We start from the raw sequence: 25,311 nt of genomic DNA, 5'->3' as shown, positions 1-25,311 counted from the left end.
AGGTTACACCGCTCTCCAGCTACCTGATTATCATACAGTCATAATATCTATTAAATATTATGGGGTCTATGTATCAAAGGCAGCTCAACTTTAAGCTCTAGTTATCTTTCGTATGATGAGAAAGCCTGCCGGAGTTAAAGTATCTTGCTAGTTCACATTTAATTGCTACTTAAAGTTGGCTATTGTTGAGATAAGAAGAATTACACAAGTCTGCCAATGGCTTACATAAGTCATAGATTCTCAAGGTTCTGATTCCTCTTTCTCTTGAGTTGTTTGAAAAAGGTGGGAGTAAGTCCTGTTACTTTTTTGAATTGATTAGATAAATGGGCAGAACTACTATAATGCAACTTAAAGGCTATCTCTGAAAGAGATAACTCGTCATAAAGGATCAACTCTTTGACACGTTCGATTTTATGAAGAATAATAAAGTGCTGAATAGTCATACCTTTAACTTCAGAAAATGTGTTGGCCAAATAAGTGTAATCGTAATTGAGTTTTTCGCTGATATGGTCAGAATAATTGACTTTTGGAAGCTCATCAGAATAATGGATTAGCTCTACAATAACATTCTTAATTCTTTCTACCAAAATGCTTCTTTTGTCATCCAATAGTTCAAGTCCAGACTTTAATAGAACTGCCTTAAGCGATGCCCTGTCTTGTTGATTAATGCTTTCATGAAGCTCTACTACTCCGAGGTCTATCAATGCATTGTGGAAACCTAACTTATTCAATTCTGATTTTACCAGCAATTTACACCGCAGGCTAACCATATACTTAATGTATAGCTTCATCTATACATAAGTACGCGAGATGCTGTTAGGAAACTGGAAATTTGGCTCTTATTTAATTTTTATTTGATGAGCTGTAGTTAAATGTGCGCTTTGTACATATTAATGCACATTAATCTGGAAGAAATTATTGTTTATCTAATCCTCACAGTTTTCACCTTGATGTTATATACCAGTTTTCTAAACCAATTCTGAGGATACCAACCAGACAGTACCGCATCCTGTAAATAAACGGAGTTAGCCGGATGGTATCTGCAAATAACAAAATCACTTTTGTTCAATTCAATTGTAGCCTTTCTGCCATCGGCATTCCTGATATCCATGGGTAGCCCCATATTGACTATGACTTTTTTATGCACTGAGACTTTTCTTGGTGATCAACAAAATTGATGAATAGTAAATGAATTTGGTTGTCAACCTGAGATTTATGTAAATGACAGGCAGTGTTTTGTAAAGGCCTAGAGGAATTTCATTCAGAGATTTACATTATGGGTTTGTTTCTACCTTCTGGATTGGGCTAGGCACCCAATAACAACCTCAGCAGCACTTTCAATTACTTGTTCAGACTTCCTCCAAATCTCGATATTTAAATGACAGATACAATCATCATTGCCTTTTGCTCTTTACTATTGATTGCATATTTGTTTAACCTTACGGCCTCAAAAACTAAGATACCCTCGGTAATACTTTTACTTCTAATGGGGTGGGTTTTGAACAAAACCACTTCATTTCTTGAATATGAATTGCCCGATTTTTCTTCGCTTTTACCTGTAATTGCCACCGTTGGACTTGTCTTAATAGTGCTTGAAGGTTCTCTTGAGCTCCAATTGAACAGTTCTAAGATAAGGGTCATTAAGAAATCATTTCTGGGGGCCTTGATTTCAATTGTGGTATTGACTCTCATTCTTTCTTTTACATTTCAGTATGTGGCAGGTGGCTCCCTTAAAGCAAGTATATTAAATGCTATTCCGCTATGTGTTATCAGCAGTGCCATAGCCATTCCTAGTATAGGGAGCATATCAAAATTGAACAAGGAGTTTATCATCTATGAAAGTAGCCTATCTGATATTTTGGGTGTTTTGCTCTTTAACTTCATAGCCCTAAATGAAGACATAAATATCTACTCATTTGGAGAGTTTGGGATTCAGTTATTGATTATGATTATCATTTCTTTTGCTGCTACCCTAGGGCTGTCCTGGTTGTTGCGGAAAATAGATCATCATGTCAAATTCATTCCTATCATTCTCCTGGTTGTTTTGATTTATTCCGTGGCAAAAACCTATCATTTGCCGGCACTTATTTATGTCATGATTTTCGGACTCTCTATCGGAAATATCGGACAATTCAAACAGGTGAAATGGACTCAACAATTAGATACTGTAGCTCTACAGAATGAGATCAAGAAGTTCAAAGAACTTATCATTGAAGGAGCCTTTTTGGTAAGAGCATTATTTTTCACCCTTTTTGGCTATTTGCTTAAAACAGAAGAAATACTGAATGGCGAAACCTTTAGGTGGGCTATAGGCATCGTGCTTTTGGTCTTTGCTCTTCGTGCTATACAACTCAGGGTATCTAAATTGCCTTTAAACCCATTGTTATTTATTGCGCCAAGAGGCCTAATCACGGTTTTGCTTTTTATTTCTATAAGCCCCGTAAATCATATTTCATTGGTCAATAATTCCCTGATCATACAAGTAATTATTCTCTCCGCGCTTGTAATGACTTTTGGTTTGATGATGACTGGCAAAAAGGATGAAGTTATTAGTGCTATGTATTAGTGCTCATACATCGGAATGCTATGATATGTGTAAAAGCTAATGCTGAAGTTGTAACATATTTGGTTCTCAGACCCTCAACTTAGGTGCTTAAGATATTTCAATAAAAAATAATTATATGTCGAAACAAAAAAGCGGTAAAGCCAAATCAGATAAAACGGCTCCCACAAAAACACTAAAAGAAAAGCGGGCAGCTAAAAAGGAGAAACGTGATTCAAAGAGAGAGAACGAGTGACTAAGAGGCTATTTCTAATTTTCTATCCATCATAAAGGAATAAGGTTGTGAGCAAACAATTTGTCCAAAATAAGTACAATGCAGGTGATGTAGTTTATGCTAAAGTGAACCCCACCTTGAAGTTGATTGTCAGGAGGTATGTAGACCAAGTATATTATTGCAAGGTGTCTGAAGATCTGGAGAGAAAGGAATTGGTGTATTTTGAACGAGAGCTTGTGGAAGACCCAACTCTTGCGGCTGAAAATGAAAAATTGCGCAATAAGCCAAACCATAGGTAGTAATCCCTCAACAAGCTGATGTGAGACATCTGCAATAGGCTAATGGGTTTATGTAACATTGCTTGGGTTAAATACTCCACCTTTGCCTGATGATACAAACAAAAAGAATAATTACATCAAAAATAAATCATGCCTTTTGCAATCTCAATGAAGAGATAAAGCATTGGAATAAATGTTTACAAGAGTATTTAGGTTTTACTCAAGCTCCTCTAAAATCAAATGCAAATGACTTACTAATCGACAATGCAGGTCAAAAAGAGAAGGAGACAATTAAGTTGGAAAAACCTGTAGCAAAGAGAATGAAGATTAAATTTGAAACTAGACGCCATTGGCAACCCAAAATATGGAGATAATAAGAAGTTGGAGAGAACAAAAAATCATACTTAAGCGAAGATATCCAGTTTTATGTGATGAAGACTTCGAGTTCAAAGAAGGAGAGAAAGAGAGTATGCTCGACAATCTTTCAAGAAAGCTTAAAAAGACAAAAGAGCAACTAGAGTTACTCTTTGCGGAACTACAAACCTATTAAGGAAGGTGCCTGTTCATAAGGCTATTGCAAATAGTAAGGCGGTAAATTTCTTTTGGTGAAATGAGGGGGTAAGGAGGTTATTTATTGACTACCGATTTCCCTCTCATTTTATTAGAAAAGCTCGAATATTAAGTAAAAACTTACAACTCTGTGGTCAGAAAATCAGTATTTATAGCCTATAAATAGGAATAACCAATTAATAGGTTCACCTTTGAGCTAAGAAGTACAAGGAATTAATTTCTTTCATTTGATCCCACCTGGTTTTTTAGAAGACGTTTAGCCCATAATATTTCCCTTAATACAAAAACGGCAGAGGTTTTTACGCTGAGAATCCAAAACAACAAATAAGATTCCTAGGTAAAAAACGCATTTAAGCTTATAGGTTGCTTTAAAAAAAGCAGCAATAGAGTCAATCATGTGTTGTATGTGAGTATTCAGGAAACATGCTGTTTCCAAAACTCATTTCTATCCTTTCCTTTTTTACACATGAAATCAAATATGAATTACAAGAAAAATCGGGCAGATAATTATGCAAGCCCATCTAGCAGAAGTCATACGCTTCGCTCGAGAAAACCATTATCGAAAGTAAAAAAACGTCAATCAAGCATTTCAGACTTTGATAAATTAGTTAAAACAGCGAGTGAAGTGCCTACTCAGGCTTACCAAGCGGATCGATGCTTTAATGAAATGCCCTTAAGCTCTTTTACAAAAAAGAATTTAAGTGCAAAAGGATATGTGAAACCAAGCCAGATTCAGGATGATACATTAGAAAGCCTGCTGGCCGGAAAAGACCTTGTTGGTATTGCCAGTACGGGTTCTGGTAAAACCGCTGCATTTCTTATACCCGTCATTGAGCGACTTATAAAATCACCAAAAAGTAACACAGCCCTTATTGTGGTGCCAACAAGAGAGTTGGCTTTACAGACAGAGCAAGAGTTTAAATCACTGGCCTGTCAGATGAATATATTCTGCGCCTGCTTCATAGGCGGTACCAAGATCAATAAGGATTTAAGGAAGCTGCAGCAAAGCAATCATGTAATTATTGCAACTCCTGGAAGGTTGAGAGATCTGGTAAATCAAAGGGCATTATCATTAGATACATTTCAAATGCTGATTTTGGATGAGTTTGATCGGATGCTCGATATGGGCTTTGTGCATGACATTCGAAGTATTGTGAAAGATATGACAAGTCGAAAACAGACCATGTTGTTTTCAGCTACCTTGGAACCGAACCAGAAAGCGATTATCAATGAGATTGTGAGAAATCCAGAGATCGTCAAAGTAGACGATGGAGAAAGTACCAATTCAAGAATTGATGAGGACATTATTCACGTTCCTGAGGGAGCCGATAAGATGAAGGTGCTCATTGAAATGATTTCCGGCTCAGAGTTTAGCAAAGTACTCTTGTTTACCGAGACTAAAAGATGGGCGGATAGGGTAAGCAAGAAACTAAACCAAAGCGGTGTAAAAGCAGATGCCATTCATGGTAACAAATCACAGAATTACAGAAATGCAGCGCTTTTGAAATTCAAAAATGGAGGAATTCAGGTATTAGTGGCAACAGATGTAGCATCCAGAGGAATTGATGTCCACGATGTGACACATGTGATTAACTACCACCTTCCATTGACTTATCAGAGCTATATCCACAGAGTAGGCAGAACCGGACGAGCTGGTAGAAGCGGTAAGGCATTCACCTTCATCAATTAAAAAGAATAATTTATAATCATAATAAAATGCAAAAAGGAAAAATTAAATTTTACAATTTCTCTAAAGGCTTTGGCTTTATTGAGCCGGCTGATGGTGGAAAAGATGTATTTGTACACCAGACTGGTTTGACAGAAGATGTACGTCAGGATGACCAGGTAGAATACGAGACCGAAAGAGGCGAGAAAGGCATGAATGCCGTGCGGGTCAAACTAGTACGATAGTTTTATTTCAGCAGCAGTCACTTAAAAAAGGCTGCTGCACTTTTTTAAGTCAATTACTCACAATTTCCTTTGGAAAGAGGTTACATTACTTATAACAGGAAGAAAGAAGTGAAACTAAAACTTCGAAGGAGTGGCTAGAAAAGAAAAGCCCAAAGAATTCGTTCCAACCTTAAAAAATTAGTATTTCAATTGATCGAATTCGATGGGCTAATAGGAACCGCAAAATTAGAACCTTCTATTTAATGACCATTTTTTGTGCTTCTTGTTTTTGAAAAGCTTTCGTTTGTCAAATGCTGACTCAAAGGTGGGACTTAAATCAGCAAGGAATTTGCATACTGATCAATAATGATTACATAAATCACACACCTGAGGGGAAATGAATTCAGTCCAAGTCAAGAATTGTTTTTCCTTACTAAATGCTTTGCAAGTCAGTATTTTGATTTATACAGCCCTATTGAATAGAAGGATTAAAAAGTGAAACTATTGGCCTCCGTACTTGTAATCAGTAGGTCGCTGGTTCGATCCCGGCAGGGGGCTCTTGAAAACCAAAGGGTTACAGTTTGAAAAAGCTGTAACCCTTTTTTATTACGTTCATTTTTGTAACCTGTGACTTACTAAGCCTAATGAGGTGTCTATACCCCCCAAAAGTTCCTTTCCGAATACTGTGAGGGGAAGAGGTTAGCTGTCTTGGTTTTCATAGACTATTATTGGTGGCACCATCCCAAGCAGTCTGACCGATTGGAGACTGGAGTATAGCTCTCTCATACCCAACCATCCTTTAGCAGGGAGGGGGAAGAGGAGGTTCTAAGCCTTCTTTTTGCTAATGAACCAGTAGGCTAGAGGCACAAAAAAGAGTGCCGTAAATGTTCCGATTGTGAGCCCACCAATGACGGCAAATACCAGAGGTCGTTGCAGGTCTGCACCAATACCTGAGGAAAAAACCACTGGCAGAAGTGCCAAAATGGTGGTAATCGAAGTCATGAGTATGGGTTTTAATCGTATTTCACCCGTCTTGGCTATAGCCATGGCGAGTTGTTCTTTATAGGCTGATTTGTGTGTTTTGTCAATTTGCCTTACCAATCGGTTGATAGTGTCTATCTTGAGTATGGCATCGTTTACCATAATTCCCAGCATAACGATTATTCCAATGGCCGACATAACGTTGAGGCTACCTCCGCTAAACTGCAGAATGAGCAGCGCCCCTAAAATACCAAGTGGTAATGTGAAAATTACGATCATTGGCTGTACCAGTGACTCAAATTGAGCCGCCAAAATAAAGTAAAGAAGGGCTACAGAAATTAATAATACAAAAACGAGCTGTCGTAAATTTTCAAGGTCTTCAAAGTAAGTGCCATCAAAGTCCAGCATCAACCCAGATTCAGCGGCCTTTTCCGGAAGTTGGTTCATAAGCTTTTGAATATCTTGTTCTGATAGTTCTTCCCATTCCATGGATTGATAGACACCCGTTCTATCGGCTGTTATGTTTTTTTCTGTACTGGTAAAAGAGAGTTGTACGAATTCGCTGAGTGGATACTCCTGGTTCATTTTGCCGCGTACGGTAGCTTGTGATAATTGACTTCTTAAGTCGGCCTTCGGGCGTTGTACACGCACGGGAATTACTTCGCCAAAGCGTCTGATTTCAGTAACCAGATAACCGTCTAGCGCTTTGCTAAGTACATTCTTTACCTCGTTTTCGCTGATGCCATATGCAGATAGTTTCTGACTATTTATGGTGGCTTCCAGAGCATCTTCGTAGATGAACCCTTTGCCTTGCAATGGCGCTGTTTCTACCAGTTTGTTTACTTCATTTTCCAGTTCGGTATAGGCCGAATGATCCAGTAATTCGTCATTTTGAAGAGTTTTCCACTTGGCTGTAAAATAGAAACCTTCCTTATTGAATATTTGATCGAAAGCGTTGGGTGCATCCTGGATAGTTACGCTGGCCTGCGGGTGTCTGGTTTGCAGGTAGTTTAGCAGCCACAACTCCCCTTGGCGTTTTTCTTCGGCCGAAGGAAAGTTGAAATAAATATCGGCCTGTTCAATACTTCCTTCATCCACGGACAGAATAAACTGTTTCAGTCCAATGTCTGATTCAGTGATGGCCTCAATATTCATTTCTTCAAGCAAGGCTTTTATTCTTTGCATACTTGTGGCCGCATCAATAGGCTCGTTCCAACTTAACTGTAGAAGTGTTTCTGTTTTTTCAATTTCAGGTAATCCTTTTTTGTCGATGAAGTTAACCATCCAGTAGCAGCCAGGGATGAGTAGCAGCAGTAGAAGAAAGCTCACTATTCTAAATCGCCAGAGGGCTCGGTAAATCAGTTTGTATACCTTTAATATTCCTCTGAATATAAAGCTGTCTTCTTTTATAGTTCCCTTGTGGTGTTGAAAAAACATGCGGTATAGTAGGGGAAGCAGTACAAAGGCAACCATTAACGAGGTACCTAAAATTATGGCCACCGAAACGGCCTGGTCGTAAAAAAGTGCTCCCGATAGCCCATTCAAAAAGACAAGAGGTATAAAAACGGCCAGGGTGGTTAATACCGAACTGATTAGAGGGGCCATAACTTCGTTAACACCGGTTATGCAGGCGTCAATAAGTGAGTGACCCTCTTTTCTTTTACGGGTAATATTATCAATAACAATTATGGCATTGTCGATGAGCATTCCCAGTCCAAGGGCCAGGCCACTTAATGAAATAATATTGATGCTTAAACCGGCCGCGCGAAACAGTAAAAAACTGATGATTAGGGACACAGGAAGTGTAATGCCCATTATAATGGGCATTCTAACATTGCCCATAAATAGAAAAAGAACGGCAAAGGCAAAAATACCACCATATATAAGACTGGTTTTCAGGTTGTTTATACCTGCATTTAGCAAGTTGCTTTGATCCTGAGTCATGTGAAAATTCACTTTCGGATAGTCCTTTTTAAACTGTTCTACTGCCTCGTAAACCAAAGGAACCAACTCGGTCATTTTAGCACTATTTTGTTTGTGAATGGTAATGACCAAGCCTTCTTCTTTGCCGAACAGGTGATAGCCCAATACTTTTTCGGGTTGGTAAGCTACGGTAGCCACACGGTGCAAAGGCACAATGTCACCCTTTGAATTAATCAATGGGAGGTTCTTAATTTCTTCTAAGTTGCCAAGCCGGTTGGCCATGCGCACGAAGTAGCGATACTGCCCATCTTTAATAGATAGTTGACCTAACTCTTGATTGGCACTTTGTAAAACTTGTCCAATTTGCTCCTCGGGAATCGTAAGGGCCTGTAGTTTGGCCCGGTCCGGCATAATGGCTATGAACTCATCGCGAAACCCATTGATGTCTACAATAGAAACTCCTGAAAGTTGTTCAATCCGTTTTTTCAGTACTCTTTCGGCCAACTTAGATACTTCGATGAAGTCGGAGGGGGATTTGGGTATAAGCTGAAGTCTGATTATGGGGATGTCGGAGGTATTGATACGGATAATTTTAGGCCTGTCCATACCTCTGGGAAGAGTCTCCTGCAATCGGTCTATCTTTTCATTGATTTCTATATAGGCAAGATCCATGCGGGTACCGTAGTTGAACTCAAGCCTTATGAGTCCGGTTTCACTGCCTGCCGTACTTTCAATGGACTTTAAGTTGTTGAGCGAGTTGAGTTCTGACCGGATGGGACGTAAGACACTGTTTTCGATAATTCGGGAAGGAGTATTTGGGTAGTCTGCTTTAATGACAACCGAGGGTACTTCTATATTGGGTAGTAGGGAAACGGGGAGTTGGCGAATGGCCAATACACTAAAGAAAAGTATACCAATAAAGGACAAAAATACCGCAATGGGCCTGTTAATGAGGAACTTTACCATGGGTTTGCTTAGTTCGTTTGTCCGTTCATCTGGGCTTTCACTACTCTTGCCTCATGAGCCAATTGGATATTGTTGGTAATAATAACCTCATCGCCACTATTTATACCACTGGTTATTTCAATATCTACTCCATTGTCTTTGCCTACTTCAACATATTTCCATTGCGCAAGCCCATCTACCATCGTAAACACTACCGGGCGACCTGACTTTATTACTACGGCTTCGCGCGGAACCAAAACTGATTCTGATTGCGGGGCACGAATAACCGCTTGAGCATTCATCCCGGGCAATAAACCTTGGGCGTCTGATAGTAAGAGTTTTACCTCGACCATTCCTTTCTCGTCTACTTTAGGGTTTATTTCTATGAGAGTACCTTCATACAGTTTGTCGGGGAAGGCAAGGGGATAAATATCTGCCTTAAGGCCTAGTTTTATACTGCCATAATCAGACTCTAAGATATTAGCAGTCAGTACCATTTGGTTGGGTGTGTATACTACACAAAGGTCTTTTCCTGCAGAAATAATGTTGCCTTGCTTTTCCTCAAGACCTGCAATAACCCCAGCAATAGGAGCTTTAACCAGCGTTTTTTCCAGATTGAGCTGGGCTTCTCGCAAGTTGAGCCGGGCATCTTTTAATCCGGATGCCAGCTGTAGGGTTTGAATGGCTTCTTCGGTTATTCTTGTTCGGCCGAGGGAGTCAGACCGGTATTGTATTAAGGCCTTTTCAAGAGCTAACTTCGCTTTTTCTAAAGCAAATTTTTCATTGGTGTTTTGCAGTTCAGCCAAAACCTGTCCTGCTCTTACTTCCTGGCCATTTTTGATGTTGAGTTTTTCCAGATAGCCCGAGCCCTGAAAAGTTACCTTCAGTTCGTTGGCTGATGCCAGTTGTCCTGAAGCATTGATGCGGTATTCGAAAGTGCCGAACCGGGCACGGGCGGTGACTACCTCTGTAGGTTTTACTTGTGACCGTAGCGCTTCAGTATTTGGTTCTTCAATTTTTTGCGATTGCTTCTGGCAGCTATAAAGAGTAAAGAAAAAAAGTACTCCAAGTATTGTGTTTTTCATTAGGCTAAAAATAGTTTCAAATTATCTAAACTAGAAACTATTTAAGGGGAAGTTTTGAGGGTGGAGTATACTCATGATTTGGCTCCTTAAGTTTAGTTTATGAGTTGTTCTCCATTATTTTGGATCCGACAAATTTTAGGGAGTTTACATTAGTTTAGAAACTGATTTTTTTGTAATCAAAATTAGCCTCAATTAGATAAAAGCTTTTTTGGGATGTCAAATACAATAATTCCTGTTTCCTCATCTGTACTAATTGCATAGATTTTTCCTTTTGACTCGTCCACTGCTATACTCTTCACGGATTTGTCCAAGTTAAATTTAGCCGTGACATCCCCCTTTCTAGTTAGAACATAAATTGTTTTGGCCAAGTCGCCATCTTTTCTGTAATCTAATTCGCTAAATCCGGAGTATAAGTCATAGATGTATCTATCTTGGATCGATATATCTCTATGACCATATTTTGTCTCTATTGGAAACGCAGCCATTCTATTTTTGCCACTTCCTTTAATATTAAATGGTGGTATTTCTAGTCTCGGCCCATCAATAATTGTAAAGGACTTAGTGTCGTATTCAAATATTTCTATTCGATCTCTATATGCACCGGCTTTAACAAATATATTCTGGTCATGATTAGATGTAAACCAGCCTCCATTTATCATGAGCATTAAAAAATTGTCAAGATCATTCCTGCCATCAATTTTTTCCCAATCTCCATAGCCACCAAGACGCTTTCCCTTGTTGTTGAATTCCACCAATCTATTGGTGTCATCAGCAACAAAACACAAGAATGTGCTGTCGCTGGTCATTTGCATATTGAACGCTGTAAACATGGCTTCAGGTTGTCTGAATTCCCTTTCGGAAAGCACGTTATTATTGAAAAGAGAAAATTCTGCCATTCTTTTACTAATTGTACTATTGACCCAAAATGTAGAATCTGAAAATCCTGCATCGAACAAGAACGCATCAGTAATTTCATTTGGTCCGTAACCGTTTATACCTTTAGATACTTTTAGCTCTAGACTTTCAATATCTAAAATATGAATAATAGGTTTGTCAAGTGGAATTTTGCCGTCTTCGGTAACAATTAGGAAATTGCCTTTTCTATTTATTCGATGTGGAGAAATTATCTCGGGAATATTCTTCTTTACACCCACAAGTTCATAGACATTCTCTGTCCTATTTGAAAAATCAAAAGGATTATCAGTCCTATTCCAGCAAGATGTTATAAATAATGGTGTAGTAAATGACACTAGCCATAATAATCTTTTAGTGTTCACTGTATTGATAAGGTTATTTTAAGTATAAACGTGTTCAAGTCATCTATGTGTTTTGGGTGACTTTAATTCAAAAAAAACAAATTAAAGGCTGAACTTGAGCCCAGCCCTTAATAACATCAAGGACAAAATTCTCCTCCAAAATAGGGGTAATCCCAAGGGAAGTACATTCCATTAGTAGCCAAGCAACCAATCGATACTGATTGGCAACAAAGCCAAGAACCTCCATCTGGATCTTCTACTTCATCCTGAGCATTTAGGTTTTGAGAGGAAAATGCGAAAATCACACTTGCCAAAAGAACCAATGAAAAGCCCAAATTTTTCACCTTTTTCATGATACGTGTTTTATGTTAATTAATAATTTAATCGGAGTAGTTTGTCTATCTCCGCCAAGCCGCACACAAATTCAATATGAGAGATTTTAGATGTGTGCTTAACATTTATAGCGCTCGTGTACCAATTGGTAGGATGAGCTTCCTTCTTTCTTTCCGGAATTGAAAGTGAAACTAAGTAAAATAATTTTTTTAACTAATGCAAATAATATAAAAAACTATAAAAGTATAATAATATAATTGCTTGCGTATTTAAGGTCAATTTAAAGGTTATCAGTGAATGTGAGTAATTATATCCTGAGAGGTGGATTTTTGTGATTTCCTTGCTACTTTGTTCCTGAATGCAGACACAAAGACCTTTTAGAGTAGTAATTATTTTTCTGGTGTTGGCCATTATTGGAGTGGCCTGTATTCCAGGGCTCAATATCAATTTTACGCCTACATATTCAACTCCAGCGTTACATATAAGCTACAGCTTGCCCAATGCTTCGCCCGATATTGTGGAGCGCCTGGCAACTTCACCTTTGGAAAATGCCCTTTCACAAATAGAAGGCACCAACACCTTAGAAAGCACATCGGCATACAATAGAGGCTACATTACCATGACTTTCGATAAAGGGGAGGATATGGAATTTAGAAAGTTCGAGGTGAATGCCATTATTCGAAACCTATACAAAAAGCTACCTGAGAACATGAGTTACCCAAGGGTAGACCAACGGGGTGGACAGGATGCGGATGAGCAGCGTAGTTCTATGCTCATGTTTTCGATTAACGGGCCATACGCTCCCTTCAAGCTGCAACAAGATGTAGAGGAGTATGTCAGAAAACCGCTTAGCCAGCTCAGGGATATACACAGTATTGAAATTAGCGGTGGAAACCCTTTGCAAATAACCATAGATTTTGATGCTATGGCTTTGATCAGGTACAGGCTGAGCAAAGCCGATATAAGCAGGGCGTTAAATAGTTACAATAGTGCAGTGTATGCAGGCTTAGCCAAACTACCGGGTGGGCAACAATACTTTCTCAAGACTACTGCCCAAATACCCGATATACCCGATCTGGAGAGAACTGAAGTGGCTGTTGTTTCCGGTAAACCCATTTATCTGAAAGATATTGCCAGTGTATATGTAGAGGAGCAAGAACCAACTTCTTATACACGCATTAATGGGCAAAATGCCGTTTATATGTCTGTATATGCCCGTCCCTCAGTCAATAAGATTGTACTGGCTAAACAAGTCAGGGCTCAGATTGAAGAGCTAAAACATCAGCTACCTTCCGATGTTGAGATCAGATTAGAACAAGATGAAACAGAGTATCTTCAGGAAGAAATGGACAAAATCTATATGCGAACGGGTATGTCCATAGCTATTCTCGTGCTCTTTATTTTTATTATCAATCGTAATCTGCGCTACCTGTTTACGCTTTTTCTGGGTATTTTGGTTAATCTGTGCATTACGGCTATCATCATCTATGCGTTAAATGTAGAGTTGCATATTTATAGTATAGCGGGACTCACAATATCGTTTGGACTCATTGTGGACAATGCCATTGTAATGCTCGATCATCTGCATCGTAAAAAGAATTCAAAAATCTTTCTGGCTCTGATGGCAGCCTCCATAACCACAATACTGGCCTTGCTGGTTGTACTTCTATTGCCTGAAGAAGATCGCAGGGACCTTACAGACTTTAGTATTGTAGTATCGATTAATCTGGCTACCTCTTTGCTAATAGCCCTGTTTTTTTCCCCCGCTCTTTATCAGCTCCTTTTTGGTTATCAACTCAAGAGAAAAGAGACCGCACTCACATTCCGTAAACTCAGAAGAAAGGTTAGAGGCTTCCAATTTTATGGTCGAATTATAAGCTTTGTCGTGCGCTACCGTAAGGCATTTATTGTGGTGGTTATATTGGCTTTTGGTCTACCGGTTTTTCAGTTGCCTGTGCAAATAGAAGGGCAAGATTGGTACAATAAAACGATCGGGAGCGATAAGTATCAGGACGATATTCGACCCATAGTAGATAAGGCTTTAGGAGGGGCCCTTCGCAAATTCGTCACCGAAGTATACGAAGGCTATTATTATAGTACACCTGAGCGAACTAAGTTAATGGTGGTAGCGCGCTTACCATTCGGGACTACTCTGGATGATGCCAATTATGCTATGTCTAAAATAGAAGAATACTTGACCACTGTAGAAGGTATAGACAAGTACGTGACACGCGTGAATAATCTCTCTGGTAGTATAGAAATTACTTTTGAAGAAGCCTATGATAACAGTGCTATGCCATACCAGCTCAAAGCGAGGCTACAGGCACGTTCGTTAGATTTAACCGGAGTGCAATGGTCTATTTTTGGAATAGGCCAAGGCTTTAGTGTAGGAGGCGAGAGTAATCAGACTCCGAGCTATTCAGTAATTATGAAAGGATATAATTATGATGAACTTGGGCGTCAGGCAGAAATTTTTGCGAACAGACTGGAGCAGCATGTGAGGGTTCAAAAAGTAAATACCAATGCACAATTGGGCTACTCACGTGTAAAAACATCGGAGTATGTGCTTAATTTCGATGTTCAGCGACTGGCCGATGCAGGCCTTAGCCGAAGTAGAATTGTTCAAACACTTGGCGATCTTACCAAGCCGGGGGGGCGCTCTCTCGAGGCAAACCTTAACAACCAAAGACTACCAGTGTATATAAAGGCTAAAAATGCTGAAGAGTTCTCTAAATGGGATTTAATGCAAGAAGCTCTACCTATAGATACTGCACGTCTGGTAAAGATAAAGGATTATGCTACACTAACTTTTGAAGAAACCGCCAATGAACTCAAGAAAGAAGACAGGCAATACCTGAGAAGACTTTCATTCGATTATTTGGGGTCTTCGAATTTTGGGAGAAAATATCTGGAGAAGAGTATAGAAGAAATGGAGGAGATCCTTCCAATTGGTTATAGTATAGAATCCAACAACCGATATTTTAGCTTTAAACAGAAACAGCGACAGTATAGCTTATTGCCGCTTCTTATGGTAGGTATTTTCTTTGTTTGTGCTATTCTTTTCGAAAATCTCAAGCAGCCTTTATACATCATTATAACCATACCCATTTCATTCATTGGTTTATTTCTAATCTTTTCTTTGTTCGATTTTCGGTTCGATCCGGGAGGCTTTGCGGCCTTTATAATGCTTGGTGGACTGGTAGTAAATGCTTCAATATTTGTGGTGAACGACTTAAACAATACCCGCCTAAAGCACTACAATAGGTCGGTTATACGGTCTGTTCTGGGAAAAGCACAACCCATTTTGCTCACCATTCTATCTACCTGTTTTGGGCTCATTCCATTTTTAGTAGAAGGCGAGTCCGAATATTTTTGGTTTGCCTTAGCCATTGGAACTATTGGAGGCCTGGTGTTTTCCACTTTAGCAGTGTTTCTATGCCTTCCGGTTTTTTTGAGCAGCAGAAAACAGCTTATAAACAATAGACGATAGCATTACTTAGAATAGGAATCCTCTTAAAAGTAGCTCCGGTCAGGCATAGCCTAAGGTCTAATTATTATTGAGTTTTCATGTCGACCACAATGAAACTAAAACCACTTCTTACTATAGCTGTTATGTAATCCTTGCTGTGTCTCTTTTAGCTAAAGGTTGCTGAATTGTCAACAACCTTTCCCTCACGGGCTGTGCGCAGTCGGGGTAGTTTATACTAAGAGCCTTTTAAGAAGGTGTAGCTAAGGGAGTTTATTTGAAAGCCGGAATTCCCGTAATGTCTGCACCCAAAATAAGTAAATGGATATCGTGGGTTCCTTCGTAAGTTACTACCGATTCCAGGTTTGCCATGTGTCTCATCATAGGATACTCTTGAGTAATACCCATTCCTCCATGCATTTGACGCGCTTCACGGGCAATATTCAGAGCGGTTTCCACAGCATTTCTTTTGGCCATAGAGATTTGTGCAGTAGTTGCTTTTCCTTCATTAAAGAGTTGTCCTAGACGGTAGTTTAGCAATTGAGCCTTGGTAATTTCGGTCAACATTTCGGCCAGTTTCTTTTGCTGTAGCTGAAAAGAAGCAATGGGTTTACCAAACTGCTCTCTCTCAAGGGTATATCTTCTGGCCGATTCGTAGCAGTCCATGGCAGCTCCAATGGCGCCCCAGGCAATACCATAACGTGCCGAATCGAGACACATCATTGGTGCACCCAGCCCGCTTTTGCCCGGTAAGAGATTTTCTTTCGGAACCTTTACATTGTCAAAAACCAGTTCACCGGTGGCACTGGCTCTCAAAGACCACTTGCCGTGTGTTTCTGGGGTACTAAAGCCCTCCATGCCTCTTTCTACAATCAGGCCATGAATTCTGCCTTCCTCATTCTTAGCCCATACTACGGCAACATCGGCATGTGGAGCATTCGATATCCACATTTTGGCACCGTTCAACAGATAATGATCACCCATATCCTTAAAGTGCGTAGTCATTCCCGAAGGATTAGATCCGTGATCGGGTTCTGTAAGGCCAAAACAGCCCAACCACTCGCCAGAAGCTAGTTTAGGGAGGTATTTCTGACGTTGTTCTTCATTTCCGAATTTGTAAATAGGGTACATAACCAAAGAACCCTGAACGGAAGCCGTTGAGCGCATGCCGGAATCACCCCGCTCAATTTCTTGCATAATCAGACCATAGGCAATGTAGTCCATGCCTCCACAGCCGTACTTTTCGGGCAACTGTGGACCAAAAGCACCTATTTCTCCAAACTTTTTAACCATCTCGTAAGGGAAGTAAGCATGCTCAGCCCAGCTTTCGATGTACGGAGATATTTCTCGCTTTACGAAGTCACGTACAGCTGAGCGAACCATTTTATGTTCTTCACTCAACAAGTCGTCCAGTAAGTAAAAGTCCGGATGTTCAAAAAGATCTTGCTTGGATGATTTCTGAATTTGAGATGCTTTATCGGTAGCCATAGGTAATTTGGTTTCTGAATGAATTGTGGTCAAATTTGCACCCACTTTTTAACCTATGCAAACGTATGAACCAATCGGAAATAGACCAAAAGATACTTGATAGATTACAAAAGCTTTCGGAGAAATATGAAGCCATGGGGCAAGATATGGCTTCTTACCTGGATGGGCTACTTCATGCCGATTATTTAAAATACTGGGATTATATTAACCTGGACTCCCTACTTGGGCTACAACAACCTAAAACCAGTTTCCCTGATGAAATGGTCTTTATTTGCTACCATCAGATCACTGAGCTTTATTTTAAGCTTTGCCGTTGGGAAATGAAACAGATTTTTGAAAGACAGCACCCCGATGTTTCTTTCTTCGAAGCAAGGTTAAAAAGACTGAATAATTATTTCGAGCACCTCTGCCACTCGTTCAGTATTATGACAGAGGGCATGGAAAAAGAGCAGTTTCTTCAGTTCCGAATGTCTCTTCTTCCTTCTTCCGGCTTTCAATCGGCTCAGTACCGAATGATTGAGATTGGAGCTACCGACCTGATAAACCTCGTGAATAAAGATAAACGAGATGAATTTGATGATTACGCATCCATAGATCAGTTATACGATTGTATCTATTGGAAGACGGGCGCCACTGAGCTAAAGTCAGGAAAGAAAACACTTACGTTAGAGCAGTTCGAAGAAAAGTACTCTAAGGAGTTTTTACAACTGGCCGAGGATACCAAAACCTGCAACTTCAATCAGTTATATTTAAAGCATTACAAAGGGCAACCCGGAGAAGATCGAATAGTGGAGCAACTCAAAGCATTCGATCTACTGGCCAACGTAGACTGGCCTTTGGCTCATTATCGGTCTGCCGTACGCTATTTGCAGCGAAGCCCTGAAGATATTGCGGCAACAGGAGGAACCAACTGGCAGAAGTACCTTCCGCCACGTTTTCAGAAAATAATTTTCTTTCCCGATATATGGTCAGAAGAAGAAAAAGAGGAGTGGGGTAAACACTGGGTTTTGGAGCAGTTGAATAGAAAGTAGAAAACAGAAAACAGTTAGTCTGGTATTCGGTGTTTTACTGATTGCTGATCAACCGATTTCTGATTACCATTTTTAGAGATAGAAACTCTATATGCAGAAGATAATAAAACTCACCCTTAGGCCGGAGGAGGCCTTTAATCCTGATGTGCTGGAGGAAGCACTCATTAAAAAATCAGGAATAAAAGAGGCCGATGTAAAAGTGAGGCCACTAAAGCGCTCCATTGACGCCCGTGGTAGAAGTCTGAAGGTGAACATGGAGGCATTGGTTTCTGTGAAAGAAGGTCTGCCACCGCTCATTTCCTACAAAAGAGATTACCCCAATGTATCTCATGCTGAGCCCGTTGTGATTGTGGGGTTTGGTCCTGCCGGAATGTTTGCAGCACTCCGCTGTATTGAGCTGGGTTTTAAACCCATTGTTTTGGAGCGGGGAAGCGATGTGCAAAAGCGTAGAAGAGACTTGGCTGCCATTAACAAAGAACACAGGGTAAATCCGGAATCCAACTACTGTTTTGGTGAGGGTGGAGCCGGTACTTATTCTGATGGTAAACTATACACACGCTCCAAAAAGAGAGGAGACATTCAAAAATCACTGGAAATCCTGGTGGCTCATGGTGCCTCAGAAGATATTCTTTTAGACGCTCATCCACACATTGGTACCAACAAACTTCCTAAAGTGGTTCAGGAGATCCGCCAATCCATTCTGGATTCAGGAGGAGAGATTCTCTTTGATACGAAGGTCATCGATTTCCTGATGGAGGAAGATCGGATGAAGGGTGTAGTGATTCACGATGGAACAAAAATAGAAGGGCTGGGAGTCATTCTTGCAACGGGTCACTCAGCCAGAGATATCTTCCACTTGCTTCATAAAAGAAGGGTTTTTGTTGAAGCCAAACCCTTTGCCTTAGGAGTTAGAATTGAGCACCCCCAGCAATTGATCGATCGAATTCAGTACAATTGTGAAGTAGATCGTGGACCGTGGTTGCCGGCCAGTTCATATGCCTTGGTTCATCAGACCTATTACAATGAGAAACAACGTGGTGTGTTTAGTTTTTGTATGTGCCCTGGCGGGTTCATAGTACCAGCGGCCACGGCTCCCGGAGAAATTGTGGTAAACGGAATGAGTCCTTCCAGGCGTGATTCTCGCTTTGCGAATTCGGGTATTGTTACGGCCATTGAGCTGGAAGATGTAGCGCATATTCAGACGGTTGACGATCCCTTTAAAGCGCTTACTTTTCAACAACAAATAGAGCAGAGGGCCTTTGAAGCAGCCGGCAAAACCCAGGCCGCACCGGCTCAGCGAATGGTTGACTTTGTGGAAGGTAGAATTTCCTCTCGTTTAAATGAAACATCCTATCAACCCGGTTTAGTTAGTGTCAATATGAATGAAGTGCTTCCGGAAGACATTCATGAGCGACTAAGGGCTGCTTTTAAGGCTTTTGGTCGAAAAATGAAAGGATACTATACCAACGAAGCCCAAATTGTGGGAGTGGAGAGCAGAACCTCATCGCCAGTACGAATACCCAGACACAGAGAAACCTGTGAGCATATTCAGATCAGGGGGCTTTACCCGTGCGGAGAGGGAGCAGGTTATGCAGGGGGTATACTTTCTGCAGCCATGGATGGCGAGAAGTGTGCCGATATGCTGATTAAGGCCTACGGATAAGTTTTTAAAAAATCAGGAGCCTACTGCATCATTCGAACGGCTTCCTTGAGGTTTTCTACAAACCCTTCTTGCTCATCAGTCTTGGCTAGACTTTTGGCCTTTTCCAACCACTGATTTGCACTGTCAAAATTGCCAAGCAAACCGTTGATGTAGCCTAAAAGAGCGTGCGTTTCAAACCGGTTGGCTTCTATTTTTAAAGATTCGGAGAGGAGTTGTTTGCTAAAAGCATATAACTCCTGGCTTCCAAAGCTTTCAATAATTTCAACTACAGTACTTATGACAAAATCAGGCTGTTGATCAGTGGCCAGGTGGTTGTTCATATAGCTGTTTACTTCCAGCTTGTAACTGTCATATTCTTCACGTTCGGCAAAAAAAACTGAACGAGTTACAAATTGGGCAGCCGGGAGTTCGGCCTGATCAATAAAAAGCGGAATAACCACAGAAACGATTTTTTCCAGCAGTTCTCTATCGCCATACTTTATAGCCAGTTGAAGATTTTGGTTGTAAATGGCACTCATGTAATCTGTAAACTCACTTATACCATGGGCCTCAATTATTTTTGCCTTGTTGTTGGCTATATAGTTAAAGTGGCGCGAATTGATGGTGTTTTCAAAGTTGGCCAGTAACCATAGGTTTTCCAGCTCCATATAATCCTCATCTGTAAAACTATCGGCCAATTCTTTGGCCACTTCCTGCGCCTTTAAGGGGTCGGTTGCAGATAAAATACCTATAAGCTGCTTTTGCTCTTCTTTTTCAATTATCCCCGCATCATATTTTAGAAGCAGATCCGGCAGAAGAGTCCAATTTTCAGTGGCTTCTTTACCATGCGCCATGAGCACAGGAGCTTCAACGAAACCGCCAATGCGATAAAACACATTTCTTTCACCCGTAAGAAAGAGCATAGTAGGGTAGCCGTCAATACCATATTTATCGGCCAACGGATAGCCAAATTCGGTTTCTGCATTGAATTTTATGTTAATAAAGTGCTGCTCAAAGTAAGAGATTACCTCCGGGTTTGTAAAAACCTCTTTGTCCAGCTTCTTGCAATAGCCACACCAGTCCGTATACGCATCTGCAAAAACCAGCTTATTATTGGTTTTAGCCTCTTCAAAAATTGCATCCCACTCTGCGAGAGACTTAACCTCTCTAAAGTCTATGCTTTCCAGCTCGTGAGCTCCAGCCCAGCCGAAAAGAAAAATGCCTAATAAAGTGAGATGAACTTTCATAGTTCTGTCTTAGTTTCAACTTTTAACGATGGCAAAGGTAATTATTGCCAATCAATTAGCCTCTTTTGTGCTACCTACATACGTTAATATTGGTTAATGAAAAAAACAGTGATTATTGGCAGCTCGCCAAAACCTTATAAATACGCTCAAAAAGCAGCTCAGATGCTCAGTGATAAGGGTTATGACTTTGTTCCTGTGGGCATACAAGAAGGAGAAGTGTTTGGAGAAAAAATACTGAACTTATACAATAAGCCATTGATAGAGAATGTAGATACCATAACTCTGTATATCAATCCGCAACGTCAAAAAGAGTGGTACAATTACCTTTTGGATCTTAAGCCGGAGCGTATAATTTTTAATCCTGGCACTGAAAATCAAGAACTTAAAAACATGGCCGAAAAGCAGGGAATAAAATGTCTTGAAGCTTGTACATTAGTTATGCTTTCTGTGGGCAATTACTGATCAATTTTACTTATATTCGTGCTTTGTTTTGGGGCGCACATTACCCATCTTTTTGATCAATCTATCATTATGTTTGAGGCGTCCCCAATGTATTGTTAGAGAGATTTTATGAGCGGAGAAAATTCAAACGCAAAAAAGGATTATTCAGCAGGTAACATCACGGTATTAGAAGGTCTTGAGGCAGTAAGAAAACGCCCGGCCATGTACATTGGTGATGTTGGTATTAAGGGACTTCACCACATGATTTGGGAGGTAGTAGACAACTCCATCGATGAAGCCCTGGCTGGTCACTGCGATCACATTAAAGTGACAATCGAAGAGGATAACTCAATTCTTGTAGAAGACAACGGTAGAGGTATTCCCACCGACATTCACCCCAAAGAGAAAAAATCGGCTCTTGAAGTTGTAATGACGGTACTGCATGCCGGAGGTAAGTTCGATAAAGATACTTACAAAGTGTCCGGTGGTCTGCATGGGGTAGGTGTATCATGTGTGAACGCTCTATCTACCAAGTTGGTGGCCACGGTACACCGAAACGGCACCGTCTTTCAGCAGGAATATTCCCGAGGTGTACCTCAGTACGATGTAAAAGAGGTGGGGAAAACCGATAAAACCGGAACAATTGTTCATTTCCACCCCGACCCGGAAATTTTCATTGTTACCGAATACAAATATGAAACCGTTGCTTCTCGCTTAAGAGAACTTTCATACCTCAATGCAGGAATTAAAATCGACCTGATTGATAAGCGCGAAACCAACGATGACGGCTCTTTTAAGGGAGAAACCTTCTTCTCGGAAGGTGGTTTGCTTGAGTTTGTTGAATACCTCGATGATTCTCGCGAAACCCTTATTGAACAACCCATCTATATTGAAGGTGAGAAAAACGATGTGCCTGTGCAGGTAGCCATGAGCTACAATACTTCCTATGCCGAACATGTGGTGAGTTATGTGAATAACATCAATACCATAGAGGGAGGAACCCATGTTTCGGGCTTTAGAAGGGCTTTGACCAGAACTTTAAAGGCCTATGCCGACCGGTCTGGATTGCTGGACAAGGTAAAGATTGAAATTAGCGGAGATGATTTTAGAGAAGGACTAACGGCCGTAATCTCTGTAAAAGTAGCCGAACCACAGTTTGAAGGGCAAACCAAAACCAAATTGGGTAACTCCGATGTAGCCGGTGCGGTAGAATCAGCTGTTGGCGATGTACTCAATACCTATTTGGAAGAACACCCCAAAAGTGCCAAGCAAATTGTGGCTAAGGTAATTCTGGCCGCTCAGGCGAGACATGCCGCCAGAAAGGCAAGAGAAATGGTGCAGCGTAAGAATGTGCTGAGCGGTACCGGACTTCCGGGCAAGCTGGCCGACTGTGCTTCTAAAGATGCCTCTATTAGTGAGCTTTATCTGGTAGAGGGAGACTCGGCAGGTGGTTCGGCCAAGCAAGGTAGAGACAGACACTTTCAGGCCATATTGCCACTAAGGGGTAAAATTCTGAACGTTGAAAAAGCTCAGGAACACAAGATTTATGACAATGATGAAATAAAGAACATCATTACAGCCCTTGGAGTAACTTTCGGAACAGAAGAAGACGAGAAGGCCCTCAATATGGAGAAGCTTCGTTATCATAAAATAGTGATTATGACCGATGCTGATATTGACGGAAGCCATATTAGAACCCTTATTCTTACTTTCTTTTTCCGCTACATGCGCCCGCTAATAGACGCAGGCTACTTGTATATTGCGTTGCCTCCGTTGTATTTACTAAAGCGAGGTAAAGAAATGCGCTATTGCTGGGACGAGCAGCAGCGTGCCCAGTTTACGCAAGAAATGGCCAAAGATGGCAAAGAAGACTCCGTGTCAGTTCAGCGATACAAAGGTCTTGGAGAGATGAACCCGGAACAACTTTGGGAAACCACCATGAACCCCGAGTCGCGAAGCTTAAAACAAGTGACCATAGAGTCTGCAGCAGAAGCAGATCATTTGTTCTCCATGCTAATGGGTGATGAAGTTGCTCCAAGACGTGAGTTTATTGAGAAAAATGCCAAGTATGCCAAAGTAGATATTTAAGAACTCAGCGAGTTCGAGTTATTAAAAGCTGTCTTGATTTGTCGAGACAGCTTTTTTGTTGAATGACTAGAAGAAAATCGCCAACTTCCAGTCATGAAGATAGGAGCTGTACTATTGGCGGCAGGCCTCTCCACCCGGATGCAAGGCCCAAATAAAATGCTATTGCCTTTTGGCCATACCACCATACTTGCAGCTACCCTTACGCATTTGTTAGACTCCGAGGTGAGTAAAATAGCCCTGGTGTTGGGCAGAAACGCTAGCGAGCTTCAGGTAGATTCTAACGAAAAGGTAGATTTGGTCGTTAATCCGCAACCGGAACGAGGCATGACTTCCAGCATTCAGTGTGGACTGCGTAAACTAATGTCAATGGATGCGCTTATGGTTTGCCTGGCCGATATGCCCTTGCTAAGCTCCAGCGATTATACCGGTCTTATCCAATCTTTTCGGAATACCGAGAAAACCATATTGGTTCCCATTTACAAGGGAGCAAAGGGAAATCCCGTTGTTTTTGACAAAAGACATTTTCATGAGATTCTGAACCATAAAGGTGCCAATGGGTGTTCGGGAGTTGTTCAGCACAATTTGAATGCAGTCGAACGACTTGAGGTTTCTTCCGACCGATTTATTGCAGATATTGACACACCCATAGATTACCAAAAAATGCTAAAAGCCATTGAATAAAGAAGAACTACTTCGCTACAATCGTCAGATTATAATTCCGGAGTTTGGTGAACAAGGACAACAGAAATTACTAAATGCTTCGGTGTTGGTTATTGGAGCCGGAGGACTTGGTGCGCCCATTTTGCAATATCTTACTGCGGTCGGGGTTGGCCAAATCGGTATTGTTGATTTCGATGAGGTATCACTTTCCAATTTACAGAGGCAAGTACTGTTCAATACACAGGAAATAGGACAGTCAAAGGCATCAACTGCGGCCAAAAAGCTTGCGCTGTTGAATCCGGATGTGAAGTTCGATGTGATCGAGGAGGCCATTAGCTCGCGCAATGCCATGGAGATCATTGGCGGCTACGATTTGGTTGTTGATGGTTCAGATAATTTACCCACCCGCTATTTGGTTAACGATGCCTGCTACTTATTAAAAATACCTCTGGTATACGGAGCAATTTTTCGTTTTGAAGGGCAGGTGTCGGTGTTCAATGCGGTTCACAAAGACGGAAGCCGTGGCCCCAACTATCGAGACCTTTTTCCCTCTCCACCACCACCCGAAATGGTGCCCAGTTGCAGCGAAGGGGGAGTTTTGGGAGTACTCCCGGGAATTATTGGTGCAATGATGGCCAATGAGGCCATTAAGTTATTGACTCATGTGGGCGAAACCCTGAGTGGAAAGCTTTTTGTTTTCGATGCATTGGATTTTAGCACCTTTCAACTGTCTGTAGAAAAAAACGACCAGAATCCTCTTAGCGGAAAAGAGCCCACTATAACCCACTTGGTAGATTATGAAGCTTTTTGTGGAGGCGCTGTAGGTCAGTCTTCAATCCGTGAGATTAGTGTACATGAATTGAAAGAGAAAATGAGTCTTGGAACACTCGAATTGATCGATGTGCGCGAAGACTACGAGTATGAAATTGCTAATTTAGGAGGTCGGTTAATTCCGCTGAATAAAGTACTGAGCAAGTCGAGTGAAATTCCGCAAGACAGAGAAGTGGTGATTATGTGCAAAACAGGCGGAAGGAGTAAAAAAGCTATTGAACTGCTTCAGAAGCAAGGTTTTAATAATCTCCTTAACCTTAAAGGAGGTATTACGGCCTGGCAAAAAGAGATCGATAAAAGTATGACAGCCTATTGAACCATTCGGACCTATGGTTAAGGTTCAAAAAAGCAAGATCAACTAAACCCTTGAGCGTTACGC

21 protein-coding genes are annotated in these 25,311 nt (G+C 40.9%); 13 read left to right on the top strand and 8 right to left on the bottom strand.

The genetic code is table 11. The features are described from left to right. Positions 1-230 precede the first annotated feature (230 nt). Together B3O12_RS14510 and B3O12_RS14505 are read right to left on the bottom strand one after the other, a co-directional pair. A complete protein-coding gene (locus tag B3O12_RS14510) occupies positions 231-791 on the bottom strand; it encodes a helix-turn-helix domain-containing protein (RefSeq protein WP_286756817.1) in 561 nt (186 codons plus the stop codon). A gap of 131 nt (positions 792-922) precedes the next feature. Then, complete coding sequence (locus tag B3O12_RS14505) at positions 923-1,147, bottom strand: hypothetical protein (RefSeq protein ID WP_286756816.1); 225 nt, start codon at positions 1,145-1,147, stop codon at positions 923-925. Between the two features lie 231 nt (positions 1,148-1,378). On the opposite strand from B3O12_RS14505, the gene B3O12_RS14500 reads away from it, so the two are divergent. From B3O12_RS14500 to B3O12_RS14475, 6 genes are all read left to right on the top strand, one after another. Beyond that, the gene (locus B3O12_RS14500; protein WP_286756815.1) at positions 1,379-2,566 is read left to right on the top strand and encodes a cation:proton antiporter; all 1,188 of its coding nucleotides are present in this window, start codon (positions 1,379-1,381) and stop codon (positions 2,564-2,566) included. A 279-nt stretch (positions 2,567-2,845) separates the two neighbouring features. After that, a complete protein-coding gene (locus B3O12_RS14495; protein WP_286756814.1) occupies positions 2,846-3,076 on the top strand; it encodes a hypothetical protein in 231 nt (76 codons plus the stop codon). A gap of 89 nt (positions 3,077-3,165) precedes the next feature. Continuing rightward, positions 3,166-3,429: a hypothetical protein gene (locus B3O12_RS14490; protein ID WP_286756813.1), complete on the top strand. Its 264-nt coding sequence runs from the start codon at positions 3,166-3,168 to the stop codon at positions 3,427-3,429. Continuing rightward, positions 3,420-3,605 (top strand): hypothetical protein, encoded by a 186-nt coding sequence (locus B3O12_RS14485; protein ID WP_286756811.1) that lies wholly within the window; start codon positions 3,420-3,422, stop codon positions 3,603-3,605. The genes B3O12_RS14490 and B3O12_RS14485 overlap by 10 nt, the downstream gene beginning before the upstream one ends. 498 nt (positions 3,606-4,103) lie before the next feature. Then, positions 4,104-5,315, top strand: a complete 1,212-nt coding sequence (locus B3O12_RS14480; RefSeq protein WP_286756810.1) for a DEAD/DEAH box helicase — start codon at positions 4,104-4,106, stop codon at positions 5,313-5,315. Positions 5,316-5,341: 26 nt separating this feature from the next. Next, entirely contained in the window at positions 5,342-5,536 is a 195-nt protein-coding gene (locus tag B3O12_RS14475) for a cold-shock protein (protein WP_286756809.1), read from the top strand. Positions 5,537-6,340: 804 nt separating this feature from the next. Here B3O12_RS14475 and B3O12_RS14470 read toward each other — a convergent pair. From B3O12_RS14470 to B3O12_RS14455, 4 genes are all read right to left on the bottom strand, one after another. Continuing rightward, the gene (locus tag B3O12_RS14470; protein WP_286756808.1) at positions 6,341-9,385 is read right to left on the bottom strand and encodes an efflux RND transporter permease subunit; all 3,045 of its coding nucleotides are present in this window, start codon (positions 9,383-9,385) and stop codon (positions 6,341-6,343) included. An 8-nt stretch (positions 9,386-9,393) separates the two neighbouring features. Next, the gene (locus tag B3O12_RS14465) at positions 9,394-10,449 is read right to left on the bottom strand and encodes an efflux RND transporter periplasmic adaptor subunit (protein WP_286756807.1); all 1,056 of its coding nucleotides are present in this window, start codon (positions 10,447-10,449) and stop codon (positions 9,394-9,396) included. Between the two features lie 188 nt (positions 10,450-10,637). Beyond that, a complete protein-coding gene (locus B3O12_RS14460; protein WP_286756806.1) occupies positions 10,638-11,699 on the bottom strand; it encodes a BF3164 family lipoprotein in 1,062 nt (353 codons plus the stop codon). A gap of 143 nt (positions 11,700-11,842) precedes the next feature. Next, entirely contained in the window at positions 11,843-12,058 is a 216-nt protein-coding gene (locus tag B3O12_RS14455) for a hypothetical protein (RefSeq protein ID WP_286756805.1), read from the bottom strand. Between the two features lie 338 nt (positions 12,059-12,396). Here B3O12_RS14455 and B3O12_RS14450 point away from each other — a divergent pair, with 338 nt between their 5' ends. Continuing rightward, positions 12,397-15,528 carry an efflux RND transporter permease subunit gene (locus tag B3O12_RS14450; RefSeq protein ID WP_286756803.1) on the top strand — a complete coding sequence of 1,044 codons (3,132 nt, stop codon included), beginning with the start codon at positions 12,397-12,399 and terminating at the stop codon, positions 15,526-15,528. A gap of 249 nt (positions 15,529-15,777) precedes the next feature. Here B3O12_RS14450 and B3O12_RS14445 read toward each other — a convergent pair whose 3' ends face one another. After that, positions 15,778-16,992: an acyl-CoA dehydrogenase family protein gene (locus tag B3O12_RS14445; RefSeq protein ID WP_189631415.1), complete on the bottom strand. Its 1,215-nt coding sequence runs from the start codon at positions 16,990-16,992 to the stop codon at positions 15,778-15,780. A gap of 65 nt (positions 16,993-17,057) precedes the next feature. Here B3O12_RS14445 and B3O12_RS14440 point away from each other — a divergent pair, with 65 nt between their 5' ends. Together B3O12_RS14440 and B3O12_RS14435 are read left to right on the top strand one after the other, a co-directional pair. Further along, the gene (locus tag B3O12_RS14440; protein WP_189631414.1) at positions 17,058-18,023 is read left to right on the top strand and encodes a tryptophan 2,3-dioxygenase family protein; all 966 of its coding nucleotides are present in this window, start codon (positions 17,058-17,060) and stop codon (positions 18,021-18,023) included. A 91-nt stretch (positions 18,024-18,114) separates the two neighbouring features. Next, positions 18,115-19,686 (top strand): NAD(P)/FAD-dependent oxidoreductase, encoded by a 1,572-nt coding sequence (locus tag B3O12_RS14435; protein ID WP_286756801.1) that lies wholly within the window; start codon positions 18,115-18,117, stop codon positions 19,684-19,686. Positions 19,687-19,706: 20 nt separating this feature from the next. Here the strand turns inward: B3O12_RS14435 and B3O12_RS14430 are convergent, their stop codons facing one another. After that, positions 19,707-20,912 carry a thioredoxin fold domain-containing protein gene (locus B3O12_RS14430; RefSeq protein ID WP_286756800.1) on the bottom strand — a complete coding sequence of 402 codons (1,206 nt, stop codon included), beginning with the start codon at positions 20,910-20,912 and terminating at the stop codon, positions 19,707-19,709. A 96-nt stretch (positions 20,913-21,008) separates the two neighbouring features. On the opposite strand from B3O12_RS14430, the gene B3O12_RS14425 reads away from it, so the two are divergent. From B3O12_RS14425 to moeB, 4 genes are all read left to right on the top strand, one after another. Beyond that, on the top strand, positions 21,009-21,374 hold the full coding sequence (locus B3O12_RS14425) for a CoA-binding protein (protein WP_286756798.1): 366 nt from the start codon (positions 21,009-21,011) through the stop codon (positions 21,372-21,374). A 108-nt stretch (positions 21,375-21,482) separates the two neighbouring features. Next, positions 21,483-23,441: a DNA topoisomerase (ATP-hydrolyzing) subunit B gene (gene gyrB, locus B3O12_RS14420; RefSeq protein WP_286747549.1), complete on the top strand. Its 1,959-nt coding sequence runs from the start codon at positions 21,483-21,485 to the stop codon at positions 23,439-23,441. A gap of 93 nt (positions 23,442-23,534) precedes the next feature. Then, on the top strand, positions 23,535-24,122 hold the full coding sequence (locus tag B3O12_RS14415; protein ID WP_286756797.1) for a nucleotidyltransferase family protein: 588 nt from the start codon (positions 23,535-23,537) through the stop codon (positions 24,120-24,122). Then, a complete protein-coding gene (moeB, locus tag B3O12_RS14410) occupies positions 24,115-25,248 on the top strand; it encodes a molybdopterin-synthase adenylyltransferase MoeB (RefSeq protein ID WP_286756792.1) in 1,134 nt (377 codons plus the stop codon). Before B3O12_RS14415 ends, moeB begins: the two co-directional genes overlap by 8 nt. Positions 25,249-25,311 lie beyond the last annotated feature (63 nt).

The organism is Roseivirga sp. UBA838, assembly GCF_002296035.1.
In the GTDB taxonomy this organism is placed as follows: domain Bacteria; phylum Bacteroidota; class Bacteroidia; order Cytophagales; family Cyclobacteriaceae; genus Roseivirga; species Roseivirga thermotolerans.
The sequence above is the reverse complement of the archived record's forward strand: the minus strand, read 5'-3'. Positions and strand labels throughout refer to the sequence as shown.